Origin of the sequence: Pseudomonas sp. Z4-7 (assembly GCF_051131965.1) — a bacterium.
GTDB lineage: Bacteria > Pseudomonadota > Gammaproteobacteria > Pseudomonadales > Pseudomonadaceae > Aquipseudomonas.
In genome coordinates this window covers 2,552,256-2,564,313 of the sequence record NZ_CP071642.1, presented here as the reverse complement: position 1 = coordinate 2,564,313, position 12,058 = coordinate 2,552,256, and the positions used below count along the sequence as shown (strand labels likewise).

The 12,058-nt window shown below is 55.0% G+C and carries 14 protein-coding genes; 8 read left to right on the top strand and 6 right to left on the bottom strand.

Annotation, left to right across the window (positions count from 1 at the left end; all coding sequences use genetic code 11):
• Positions 1–12: 12 nt before the first annotated feature.
• From J3P91_RS11820 to J3P91_RS11810, 3 genes are all read right to left on the bottom strand, one after another.
• A complete protein-coding gene (locus tag J3P91_RS11820) occupies positions 13–1,245 on the bottom strand; it encodes an NADH:flavin oxidoreductase/NADH oxidase family protein (protein ID WP_434604314.1) in 1,233 nt (410 codons plus the stop codon).
• A gap of 108 nt (positions 1,246–1,353) precedes the next feature.
• Positions 1,354–1,833, bottom strand: coding sequence for a MerR family transcriptional regulator (locus J3P91_RS11815; protein ID WP_434604312.1), 480 nt, complete (start codon positions 1,831–1,833; stop codon positions 1,354–1,356).
• 221 nt (positions 1,834–2,054) lie between these two features.
• A complete protein-coding gene (locus J3P91_RS11810; protein WP_434604310.1) occupies positions 2,055–2,753 on the bottom strand; it encodes a carboxymuconolactone decarboxylase family protein in 699 nt (232 codons plus the stop codon).
• Between J3P91_RS11810 and J3P91_RS11805 the strand changes: the two genes are divergently transcribed.
• A complete protein-coding gene (locus tag J3P91_RS11805; RefSeq protein WP_434604308.1) occupies positions 2,752–3,057 on the top strand; it encodes a winged helix-turn-helix transcriptional regulator in 306 nt (101 codons plus the stop codon). The genes J3P91_RS11810 and J3P91_RS11805 overlap by 2 nt on opposite strands.
• Here the strand turns inward: J3P91_RS11805 and J3P91_RS11800 are convergent.
• On the bottom strand, positions 3,026–4,060 hold the full coding sequence (locus J3P91_RS11800; protein WP_434568864.1) for an aldo/keto reductase: 1,035 nt from the start codon (positions 4,058–4,060) through the stop codon (positions 3,026–3,028). The genes J3P91_RS11805 and J3P91_RS11800 overlap by 32 nt on opposite strands.
• 99 nt (positions 4,061–4,159) lie before the next feature.
• Here J3P91_RS11800 and J3P91_RS11795 point away from each other — a divergent pair, with 99 nt between their 5' ends.
• The 7 genes from J3P91_RS11795 (at position 4,160) to J3P91_RS11765 (ending at position 9,115) form a co-directional block, all read left to right on the top strand.
• Positions 4,160–4,774 carry a hypothetical protein gene (locus J3P91_RS11795; RefSeq protein WP_434604306.1) on the top strand — a complete coding sequence of 205 codons (615 nt, stop codon included), beginning with the start codon at positions 4,160–4,162 and terminating at the stop codon, positions 4,772–4,774.
• A 106-nt stretch (positions 4,775–4,880) separates the two neighbouring features.
• A complete protein-coding gene (locus J3P91_RS11790; protein WP_434604303.1) occupies positions 4,881–5,192 on the top strand; it encodes a hypothetical protein in 312 nt (103 codons plus the stop codon).
• A gap of 961 nt (positions 5,193–6,153) precedes the next feature.
• Positions 6,154–6,816 (top strand): hypothetical protein, encoded by a 663-nt coding sequence (locus tag J3P91_RS11785; RefSeq protein ID WP_434604301.1) that lies wholly within the window; start codon positions 6,154–6,156, stop codon positions 6,814–6,816.
• 452 nt (positions 6,817–7,268) lie between these two features.
• A complete protein-coding gene (locus tag J3P91_RS11780; RefSeq protein WP_153838023.1) occupies positions 7,269–7,736 on the top strand; it encodes a hypothetical protein in 468 nt (155 codons plus the stop codon).
• Complete coding sequence (locus J3P91_RS11775; protein ID WP_434604298.1) at positions 7,733–8,128, top strand: DUF6678 family protein; 396 nt, start codon at positions 7,733–7,735, stop codon at positions 8,126–8,128. The genes J3P91_RS11780 and J3P91_RS11775 overlap by 4 nt, the downstream gene beginning before the upstream one ends.
• Before the next feature lie 110 nt (positions 8,129–8,238).
• Positions 8,239–8,688 (top strand): hypothetical protein, encoded by a 450-nt coding sequence (locus J3P91_RS11770; protein WP_434604295.1) that lies wholly within the window; start codon positions 8,239–8,241, stop codon positions 8,686–8,688.
• 241 nt (positions 8,689–8,929) lie between these two features.
• Positions 8,930–9,115, top strand: coding sequence for a hypothetical protein (locus J3P91_RS11765; protein WP_434604293.1), 186 nt, complete (start codon positions 8,930–8,932; stop codon positions 9,113–9,115).
• 473 nt (positions 9,116–9,588) lie between these two features.
• Here the strand turns inward: J3P91_RS11765 and J3P91_RS11760 are convergent, their stop codons facing one another.
• A complete protein-coding gene (locus tag J3P91_RS11760; RefSeq protein ID WP_434604290.1) occupies positions 9,589–9,855 on the bottom strand; it encodes a hypothetical protein in 267 nt (88 codons plus the stop codon).
• A 196-nt stretch (positions 9,856–10,051) separates the two neighbouring features.
• Positions 10,052–11,758 (bottom strand): sensor domain-containing diguanylate cyclase, encoded by a 1,707-nt coding sequence (locus J3P91_RS11755; RefSeq protein WP_434604287.1) that lies wholly within the window; start codon positions 11,756–11,758, stop codon positions 10,052–10,054.
• Between the last annotated feature and the right edge of the window lie 300 nt (positions 11,759–12,058).

The following is a 12,058-nucleotide window of genomic DNA, read 5'->3' as shown; positions in this document are numbered from 1 at the left end:
ACAAACATCAACTCACATCGAACGCTTCTCCACCCAACGCCGATACTGACGCGTGCGAAATGCCAGGGCGAGCTGCTGCAGGATCAGCGCACGCAACGGCGACACGCTCGGATCGGGCTGTTTGGCCCGACTCAGTTTGTGCAATTGAAACTTCACCACCGCCATGTTCGCCAAGGCCGCAAGGGTCTTGTTTTTCCAAGTGATCGGCGGCAATTGCGGGGCGTTGTCTTTGCCCTGCAGCCAGTCACGCGGCAGGTAAGGATCAATGGCCAACGCCGTACCGATGCCCACCATGTCCACACCGCTTTGCACGACGCTTTCGGCAACCGGACGTCGACGTATGCCACCGGTGACCATCACCGGCATTTTGGCGACGGTCTGGATTTCACGGGCAAACTCGAGGAAATAAGCTTCCCGGGCCAAGGTATGCCCATCACGCGTCTCACCCTGCATGGCGGGGACTTCGTAACTGCCGCCAGATAATTCCACCAGGTCCACCCCCAGGTCGTTGAGCAGCCCAACCACTCTTTTGGCGTCATCGGCCGTGAACCCTCCGCGCTGGAAATCGGCGGAATTGAGTTTGACTGCTACTGCGAATTCCGCCGAAACCACAGCCCTGACCGCCTTGACGACTTCGAGCAACAACCGCGCCCGGTTTTCCAGAGAGCCGCCCCACTCGTCCGTCCTTTGATTGGTCAGCGGCGAAAGGAACTGACTCAACAAATAACCATGGGCGGCGTGGATTTCCACGCCGGTGAACCCGGCCTGTTCGCCAAGGCGTGCAGTGTTCGCAAAACGCTGGATGACCTCTTCAATCAAACCAGGGGGCATGGCGTAAGGCGTGGCGAAACGCTTGGACATGTTGCCCAGTGCCAACGGCACGGCTGACGGCGCCCAGGTTTTTTGCCCAAGGTTGGCCTGCATCTGCCGACCTGGGTGGTTGATCTGCAACCAGAACTGCGCACCGCCGGATCGGCCAATACGCGCCCAGCGCTTGAACTTGTCCAACGGCTGATCATCCTGCAACACCACGCCACCCGGTCCGGCCATGGCGCGGCCGTCGACCATCACGTTGCCGGTGATGAGCAGGCCGGCACCGCCGTCGGCCCACGCCTGGTAAAGACGCATCAGTTCTTCGGAGGGCGCCTGGTCGGCGTCCGCCATGTTTTCTTCCATGGCGGCTTTGGCGATTCGGTTCTTGATGGTCGAACCGTTGGGGAGCATCAGGGTGTCGAACACGTTCATGGAGCGGTCCTCAGCTGGGTATGAGGCACCTTAAGATTGAAGTCCACTTTAAGGTCAATCGCTTTTTCTTTTTGCGTGCTTTTGACGGGATCGAAATTTTTACGCCCGTCAGGCCCCGGAAGCCTGACGGGTATTTTTTCTCTTGGAGGACGCTGTCGCACGCTTGCCTGCAGAATGGACAACGCCTTCTTCACGCAGTCGATTGATCAGTAACTGCGCGTTGTCCGCACACGCCATGCCTTCGGGCTTACCCTCGATGCCCTTGATGACGAGCAAAAGTTGCGCCTTGTTCTGGGCCAGCCGTTGCTGCAATACGCCGATCTCCTCAACCTTCTGCTTGAGTCCACTGAGCAACTCATCGTGTTGCCAACCGCCGGCATTCATCGGCATCAGTTGGCGGATTTCCTCCAATGAGAAACCGGCCGCCTGTGCGCCGGTAATGAGTTCCAGAACCCACTCGGTATCTGGTGCGTAATCCCGATAGCCATTGGCTTTGCGGCCGACGGACTTGATCAGACCGCTGGCTTCGTAGAACCGGATGCGTGACGGCGCCAACCCGCTGATTTTCGCCAGTTCGCCTATTCTCATAACGCCCCCTGAAAAATCCGTTGCCCTTGAAGTCGACTTTAAGCCTAAAGCCAACTTCAAGGTCAAGCCGCTGCGATGCGACGTGCTGATCCGACCTCCCCCCGATCCACTGTGGGAGCGAGCTTGCTCGCGATGGCGTCAGAACGTTCAACATTGGTGCAAGCTGCCCCACCGCTATCACAGGGGTGCGTCAGTGACCGAAAAACTTCGACCAGAAGCAATCAATGCCCAGCTGTCTCACCTTTGCGATATTCACTGAAGCTCGCTGCATTTTGCTCCAGCGGCAATGCGAGGCCATTCGCAATGTAGGAAACCGTACGGTAAAAGCCCGCGAGCATCAGAACCTCCAGGATCTGATCGTCGTCGAAGTGTTTTCTGAGGTTAAAGAACGCTTCATCGCTTAAAGTCGCTCGATCATGAAGCGCATCGACCGCGGTCAATAGCGCGGCCTCTTCCTCCTTCCACTGCCCTGGGCGAAGCGGATATTCCAACGTGCCGGCAATCTCTTCCCTGGAGAGCCCGGCGGCCTTCGCGAAGGCCATCACATGCACCCCCCACTCGTACTCACACCCTGTGCGAGCACACACCCTATTGATGACCAATTCTCTCTGGCGAAGTGTCAGCAACGCGCCATCCAGCAGCGAACCTGCCTTGAATTTCCGCCATGCGCGATCGCTGCTTGCGATGGTCGAGAATAGAGCGAGTGGCGGTACTCCTACGCCCATTATCTTGTCGAAATCCGCCCTGACATCGGCTGGGTAGGGTTCATTGAGTGCTTTGATTCGTGGCATCGCGTATCCTCCGCTATCGAATGTGTAGCAAGGATAGTCGCTACTGAATGTGTAGCAAACAAGGGCAATAACGATGAGTGATAACCAGCGGTGCGCTTCATCAATACTCAGGGGACGCCGGCCAATCATGGCGCTCCTGGACTTACTCGGACAAAAATGGGCGCTGAGGGTCCTGTGGGAACTGCGCCATGGCGCGATGAGTTCCAGGGCTCTGAGAAGTGCGGCGGGAGACATCTCTCCCACCGTGCTGCAAAGCAGAATCCACGAGCTGCGCGACGCGGGCATTGTCGAGCGAGTCGACGGCGGCTACAGCCTCACGCCACTTGGCTTGGAGCTATCGGAAGCATTCATGCCCCTCTACCGGTTTGCGGGCAAATGGGCGAACTGCCTGGAAACTCCACTCATCGAACAACCCGGTTCGTTGCATCAATGAGCTCTGCCTTACCGCCAGCAAGCGAAGGCGCTGAAGCAGCCACCTTATCGTGCGGGAATCCAAGGGGCATGGCGCTGGCAGCGTCCAGCTGTGCCAGTTGATCCGCCGTCAGCTGAACCTCCACTGACGCCAGGTTATCGGCCATCTGCTCCGGCGTGCGTGGGCCAATGATCGGCAGTGTTCCCTTGGCCAACACCCAGGCGATTGCGATCTGACCCGGTGTGTGGCCGGTCTCTTCGGCGATCGCTAACACGGCATCAACCGTCGAGGTCTTGCGCTCGCTGTCCTCATCGTGGATCACCGCCCCCAAACCCTGGGCGCGACCTGTTTCTCCTTTGCGGTATTTACCGGTCAGTAAACCACCGCCTAGCGGCGACCATCCGACGGTTCCGAGATTGAATGCCGCGGCCATCGGCAGGAGTTCGCGTTCGGCCGAGCGCTCCACCAGGCTGTGCTCCAATTGCAACGCCGATATCGCCGACCAGCCTCGAAGATCGGCCAGGGTGGCGGCCGTTGCCACACGCCAAGCCGGGAAGTTCGACAGTCCGCTGTAGAGCACTTTGCCAGAGCGGATCAGGTCGTCCAGCCCCCGCACAATTTCGTCGATAGGCGTTACGCCATCGGGCATGTGCACCCACAAAAGATCAATGTGATCCGTCTTGAGACGCTTGAGGCTGGCTTCCACCGAGCTGCGCATGGCTTTGCGGCTGTTGCCGGCGCGCAGGACGCCGGCACCGGCTGAATCACCCAGCGAGAACTTGGTAGCCAGCACCACTTCATCGCGCTCGGTCGCCATGAAATCGCCGAGCATGGATTCCGATTGGCCAAATTGGTATTGATCGGCCGTATCGATGAAATTGCCCCCAGCCTCACGGTAACCGTCGTAGATTTTACGGGCCTCGTCCACCTCGGCCCCGTAACCCCATCCTTTACCGAAATTGCCAGTACCCAGCGCGAGCGAAGAGACCCGCAGGCCGGTATTGCCGAAAATGCGATATCGCATGGCGGACTCCTTCAAGGCAGGAGGCTTCGGCGACCTGCGCTGGGTTGAGAGTGAATGAGTGCGCATGGAGTCTAGACGGCTTATTGAGGACTTGCTGCGATGGGCTGGCTATTGGTAGTGAATGGCTACAATCGGCCAAAAGCGGCCGTTCGTAAGCGGTCATTCACGGCCATGAGCAGACATTCGCTGGTGACCTCTGGTATTGCCTGGTTCACGCCCAATGTGTCTAATCGTGATTTTTTTCGCAAGGAACACACCATGCAGCTCAGCACTCTGACGTCTAAAAGCACAGTTCGCCTTGGAGGTTCATCAAACGGCTGTACCACTGTTGAGCGTTGCTTTTCCGATTTTCGAATTGACGACAGTTCTTTATTAGAAATTCTAGCGACCGCTGATGGTGGCCACTCTGACTTCATGAGCGGTTTCGTATCGGGTTTTTCAGAACAAAATCTCCTTTTTTCCGATAGCCTCCTTCGATGCGGTCAGTCAGAGGTGGAGCCATATCGGGTGTTGATTTACATCTGCCCAGAGTGTGGCGACATCGGATGCGGAGCCTACTCAGTGCAAATTCGCAGGTGTCGTAGCGAGATTATTTGGGAGGAATTTGCTTACGAAAATGGATATGAAGAACCTCGCATAATACTTAACGTTGGGCCATTTACATTCAGCTCAGCGTCCTATGTCGGCGCTGTAAAAGCCGCGTCCGAGATTTAATTTGATTGTAGCCGGTCCCGAAATACCGGAACCAACCCGAAGCGGTCCTCATCATGTTCCAGTATTATCATGCTGATGTCCCAGCTGCTCATAGATAGGTTGATGTATGGCCAGAAGCGTTAGGCTTCAAAAGAAACTTCATTCAAGGTATCTCATTGAGATAGCAGGAGAGGTGTTGCTTGATGGCTGCCTCGTTAAAAAGCTGTGGGCGCTCAACAGAGGTGACAGGTTTGAGTTGAATTCACACTCCTTCAGTTTTGGCCCTGTTCAAAAATACCGCTTGGAATACGTGATAACGAGAGGCCCAATTCCCAGGCATTGGCTCCACAAAGAATTTGACCCAGAGGAGCTAACATTATTTTTTACGGCAAAAGACTTTGTCGGCATTTGCCATGGCTGGACCTTGTTTGACGAGTGACCGCTCAGCATCAGCTTTCTGGGCGGTAGCTTTTGGCCGATTGTAGTCCTTCACTATGGAACGCTTCCAGAGCGTCCGCGGATTCGTCAAACTGAGGATGGGGCGGACGCTGCAAGGAAGCAGAGGCCTTTAAGTGGATCGCTGATGAGACTCAATTCGGAGCGAAAGATAAAGCTGAAGCTGCAACTGGCGCGCGACCTAGACGGCTTTCGCTCGATGATCTAGTGCCTGAGAAGGCGGCGGTTTCCACATCACTGGGAACCCTCTATGTGCGGCCTATCTCTATTTCGGATTCGAAAGTTTTCGGGTGCCATGAGGCGGCGGAGTTGGGTCGGGCCATCGTGCTTAATGTCGCTAGTCGTATCAAGGGCAGAGGTCGGCCAACGTGGTCCCGCGAGCTATGCCAGCATTTTAAGCATGTCCATGAACATCGGACCTGAGAGATCACGTATCTCTCCGTCGTCAGCAACCAAGCAACCTACAGCGCCAGCGAATGACTCTTGGTCATGCGCTGGGATGTCCAAGCTGCAAATGATTCTGTAGCGGAACAGCCAGCCGCAGGCGACGCGACCGCACAGTTCTACCGTTTGATGATAGCCATCAACGGACAGGGGCCGGACACCGTGGGCCTGCGCAAGGTTATTTGCTGTACTGCCGGTAGATTCGCGTTGGGAAGATTCGTTGTTCATACGCACTGGAAATGGCTGGAATAGCAGTCGATTATCTACTCGTTTGGTTTGAATGTCTGGGCATCTGCTCTGGGTCGATTACGGCCCTCGCGACAGCCAGATATCGAGTGGATTTAGGGTGCTTGCGCCTCTAGCTGTAGCTTTGTAGGATTCTGCGAGCGCACCGACAATAGCGGCTCACATGAACAGTAGGTCAAGCCTGGAAATCGAGGCCGATGATTTAAATTCCAGACTTCGATTGCGCTGCTATCAGATATGGAGATTTTTCGACTTTGGATTATGGACAAGCTGTTGCAGTCGTCGAAGCCTTTCAAAATCTTGCACACAGAATTGACATTGAATTTCCAGAACACCTCGCAGCACTCATGGGAATAGCGCATACACCCCCTTCAAAGGCTGCACTGAGTAGCCTTGTAGATTTTCATTGGCTTGATGCCGAAGAAGCAGAACGAGAAATCAATGAGTGGCTTAACCCTGATGACCAGCAGGGTCGAACCTTTCTTCCCTTTGCGGCTACAGGCGGCGGTGAGCCCTACTGCCTGGTTCGATTGGACAACGGGACTTCGGGGATCGCTCAGGTACTTCATTTTGCTCAGCCGTCTCCACTTGCCCATGCCGATATCTCGTCGTTCGTGACAAGGGAATACGTGCGCGTCGCTGCGGACCTATCTTGGCTACCGCCTCAAACGGACTACAGTATCGCACTGAAAAGTGAAGTGGCATTGATCGAAACGGCTTTACTACCCGCAGACTATGCGCTTCTTGGGGCCCTGTTTAGTCGACAGTGTGTCGCCATGAATTACCAGGCTGGCCCTCGAGGCATGTCGAAAATTGTCAAAGCCTTCATCTCTCAAGAAGAAGAGGAATCGTTAGCCGCCCGACTACGCCATCCGAACCCAACCGAGTTCGAAGCTCTTCGTGCTTGGATGCGCTGAATGTGCCTTCACTAGGAACCGAGCCAGTCCCGGCCAACACTCACACGTCCCAATATCCGCTTTGGTTTTTTGCCCGTCCCAATAGACAGCAATCGGCCAATTGCTGCCCGTCAGTCTGGAAGGACCGACTTTTTCAACAGAATCGGCCAGAAGCTGCCTCTCAGAAGGTTAATGCTAAGCGGTCACTCGTCAAACAAGGTCCAGCCATGGCAAATGCCGAAAGTCTTTTGCCGTAAAAAATAATGTCAGTTCCTCTGGGTCGAATACTTTGTGAAAATCGGGGCCAGACCACAATCTTATAACCGTGGTCTGCCCCCGATCTCTCTGCGAGATTGGCCCGACGCTTGTGGCAAATAACGGCTGCTCAAAACCAAATTATTGCTACCCATGAGCGCATTAAAAATAGGCACAATAGCTCGCTAGGCTTCCTTTATTAACAGACGGATTCGTTCATGCATCACCGCATCCACGCCGCTTACCATCAAGCGGCCTTCTCCCGCAGCACTTGCGCGTGGTTGACCATTGACGATGTGGCCATCGAGCAATGGTTGGCCTCCCACCTGAATGACGCCAGTGTCGCCCTGCTTGGGCTTTCCTTAATGTGGTTAATGGATGAGGAAGAAGATGCCCTCGCCAGGCGTCGCTTCATTCCCGGCGAGGACGGCAGCTCCACCCTTGTACCACTGCTGGTGTGCAGCGATGATATGGACTTCGACTGCACCGTGCTGATGGTCGAACAGGTTATCGACGGCGACACCGTGCATTGGCGGCGTTTCGGCTGGAGCGCTTCCGGCAAGCTGGAAGTGGGTATTTCTACTCGCTGGAACGCGGAAAACCAGCCGGTAAGCTTTTCCCTGGAGGAGTTCCGCGCAGCGCTGGAGACGTTCGACAAACTGCAGAAGGAACCGCCGAGTCAATGAGGGGCACGAATTTTAAGCAGCAACTTCCCGAGCCCGACGATGCTGCTAAAGTGAAGCTTCACAAGCTGTTGGCTGCCGGCACAATTTTGTCAGTGATGAATAAGACCAAATGGGCCGAGCTGATCGAGGCAATGCTTCGCTCACCGCAAATGCAACCAGAATTCAGACTGCACAGTGTTTTAGCGCCGAGTGGCTATTGCACAGACTGGGATGGCGATTGGCATTACCACATCCATCCGGTAGCGGAAATCGAGTGGATCGAACTCAGAGCGGTTTCGCTCGATTGGTTGCTGTCCACGCTAAGAAAACACAACCTCCCGTTTTCGATCGAAGGCGAAACGCCTCGTGTATGGGGCTATACCAGACTTGGCATGCAGCCTGTTTGGTGCTGAACTCAAACGTTTAAACGACGGCTTTCGGCCCAGGAGAGACCAACCACGAACACGCCGGATTGGTCCCAGTAAACTGCGTACTCACCCAAGGCCGCCCCTGTGGTTCCAGCATGAAAATAGTGATAGACACCAGACCAGATGATGTTCTCAGGCTCGAACATCTCTTGGAGGGATACAACTATACCGTCTGGATAAATACCTACGGCCCTCTTGGTATAAACCAAACTCTCGAAGAGGCCCTTCGTAGTTCTGTTTCCAAAGACTGTGTCGTTGGTAATACGACCTCAGTGTCTGTGGAGGATGCCAGAAGCCAGGCACTGGAGTTGTTGCTTCACGCGGGCGATGGCGGTTATGGGCCACTGTATCTGTTGACTAATCGCTCGGAAATCATCTCTTTAGCCGAAGCCTTGTTCCAATCAGTGAATCTCAATCAGGCCGAAAACGTAACCTCATTCTGGCTTGCAAAAGGGCACCCAGCCTACCCAGTGTTTTGGGATTTTGCGTTCGATATCCATACTTTGGAGCAACGATGGATCCTTATGGGCAGCAGCAGTGATTAGCTCAAACGGCGCCCGCTGTTGCTCGATTATGATCGGCTATCTTTCGGAGCCGCTGTACGCGTCATACTTGGAAACCGTGCCTGCGCAATGTGCGCATGGAAACGAGTAAGCGGTTGGAGCCTTTAGAAGGCTTCTTCGAGGGCTAGCGCTCTTTTGGTCGAGCTCTGCCTGTCATTATGGGGCTATCGGCCAGAAGAAGACGTTCTGACGTTCCTGAGAAAACCGACAAGGAGAAAGGGGAATGGACTTCGTTATCGATTTTATAGCTCATCGCATTGGTGTTTTTGTGCTGGGTTTGCTGAGTGGCGGCCGCTTTAAGGGGGAGAGTGGTTTTGCCTGGGGCTGGGCAGTTGTCGTCGGCGGACTGATTTTGCTATCTCCATTCGTAGCATTCATAGCTGTGCTCATTTATTCCAGTGGCCCGTGAATCGATGTCTGTAATTGAGTCAGACGCTGCATTTCTCGAACGGCAGCTTTTGGCCGAAAGCAGCTTGCAGACATTTCTCAGGCACAAAAAAAAAAGCCACTCATCTGAGTGGCTTTTTCTGAATCTTGGAGCGGGAAACGAGACTCGTATCTGATGTCCGACCCATTGAAATCTAAGGGGTTTCCTTTCTTGCCGAAGCAGGAAAAGACTCAATTCTGGACTTGTTTTTGGGGAGTATCAAGGCCAAGAGGAGTGATGCCGGGCTGCGCCAACTCATGCGACCCATAGCCAATAGGAAGGGTGCCTTGGCTCTGGACAATCATCCTGTCAAATGATCCAGAACCCATCGGCGAAATCCGGCTAGCTCGGAGGTCACGATTGCATCGTCCGCGCCGCTAATGCCATGCATATCAGCAGTTACATTTGCGCCTGATTGGCGCCCACGACGCCCCCTCACACCGAGCCTTAGCCGCTCACTTTTTCATACGTTGAACGAGGGTAGACGACCCTACGCTTTCCTTTCGCTCCCCCGTCCCTCCCCTCCCAAGCAGGCACAACGAGGCTAGGTTGAGACAATCGCGCTGATTGCGCGCCAGCATTTCCACCGTCAGTTGATAAGCCTGGTCGGCCGCATCCTTGAGCAGTTGCCAATCCTCCAGGCTGATAAATTGTTGCAACACCAATTCATCGGCGCGCCGAATCAGCGTGTCGCGATAATCCTCGGGAAAGTCCAGGCGCAACCGACTGAAGACGACTCGTTTTTTGCGGCTTCAATGGGGGGGTTGTAGTCCATATCTGCCTGGAGTTTTCGGGCGCTCGGGTTGCGGGTACTCAACTGCGACACCTTTGCGATATCTGCGGCAGCCAACCAGTCATCGCTAGTGCTTCTGATCGGGCGACGAGCAGCGATCAGCCTGCTGCATCCCATCGAAACTTCTAGCGCTCATGCTTCACCAGAGGCCAGCATTCAACTCTGTTTTTCCCCAACCGCTTGGCTGCGTAAAGCGCTGAGTCAGCCGCCTTCAAAAGAGAGCCTTGGTCCAACCCGCTGGTTTCTGTAGAAGCGACCCCGAACGAAGCAGTCACTGTGAATGTCTGACCGTGATCCGTAAGACTCAACCCTTCAAGAGATGCTCGTATGGTCTCAGCACGTGACGTAGCGCTCTCTGAGGAACATTCTGGAAGAATCACAATCAGTTCCTCTCCGCCAAATCGACACGCGATATCGGAGGATCTCAACGATTGCAGAAGCAAAGCGGAAACCGCACGAAGCACAGAGTCGCCTGCGGGATGGCCGTAGGAGTCATTCAGATGCTTGAAGTTATCGAGGTCTAGCATGACGACACTCAGGGGGGACCCGTTGCGCTCAGAGCGCGCCAGCTCGCGCTTTAGCGCCTCGTCCATGAAGCGCCGGTTATACAACCCTGTCAGCGGATCCTTGATGGACTGAGTTTCCAATACTTGGCGCATCCGGCCATTCGCCAACGCCAGAGCCGTTTGTTCCGCCACAGCCTCAGCAATCTGTAACCGCTCTTCGGACAAGTCCCGCAATCCAACTTGACGGATATGCAACAGCCCGAGAATTTCGCCGTACGCCATTAAGGGCAAACAGCAATCGGTCACTTGGTCGGTGCCCGACGCCGGTGGGTAATGGCGACAGGAAAGATCGTGGTGATGCTCAGTCAAATGCCATCGCCCTCGCCGGATTGCCCAGCAATCCTTGGGGCTGAGCATGACATCAGCATTCTTCCCTTCAGCTTGACCCCACGACGCCGCTTGCTGAAGGACATCCGCCGAGTTGCGATAGAGAAAAAACTCCCCTTCACTCGCAGGTATTAATCGCTGACAGTACGTGCTGGCTAGTTGGAGCGTTTCCGTTTGAGTCAACTCCGTCTGCACCAATCTCGCCATTTCAGCGAGAAGGCCTATCTCCCCGTTGCGCCGTTCCAACCGCTCCAGGCTCTGGTTAAGTTGATTGCTGACGAGGATGGCCGCTGCGGCCGACTCCGATTGACGTCGGACGCTACGTCGCATGGATATATAGATAAAGCGACCCAAGCCCAAGGTCACGATAAAACTTACGATGGAAATCGCGACGGCCCAGCGGATGTTGCTCAAAAGTTGACGTTCGAGCGCCGCCAGTTCCTCTGCTTCGTCACTGATTAGTTCCGCACTGATGGTGCGCACAGTGTCCATCAGGGCCTTACCACTGCCAGCGGCAATCTCCGTCTCTGCCGCGTCATTTCCGTGGGGGCTTTCCAGCTTCACCACACGATCCAAATGCGCCATTTTCAACTCAGCGTGGCGGATGAATTCTTCAACGCGCCCAACCTCTTCCGCTGGATCGCCTTGATAGGATGCGCGCAGGCTCTTGAGGGCCGGAGGCAGTTGGGATACGGCGATATAGTAAGGTTGTAGAAAGACTTCCTTTTCCGTCAACACGTAACCGCGCTCACCGGTCTCAGCATCAACCAACAAGCTCTGAACGTTGCGGATACGATCTATCTGCGCCTCGACAACGTTACGCTCCAGGCGCGTCTCATTTGTCCAGAACAACGTGGCGGGGCCCACGGCCGCGGTGACGGCCATAACAATACTCGCGGCAGCGGTAGCGATGAGAAGGCTTGCTTTACGATCAGGCATTAACGATTACGCTCTTGGGGGCCAATGATGTCGACATGCTAGAGAAAACGGCAAGAGGCAGAGGCAGTTAACAGGTTATGGCACCCAATAATAAGGCAACTAACCGCTATCGCCAGGTGTCGGGGAAGCTAGGAGCTTGCGCTAAGAAGCTCCCATTGAATCCTTGAGGCACCACTCATCAGATTTAGACGCTGGACGAGGTACTGCCTCGCTACGAGGTTAAAGGGCCGGGGCCAGCATGCGCTGTTCCACCCAAGGGGCGCCCCGCACGGCACAATCCGTCGACACAATCCCGAACTA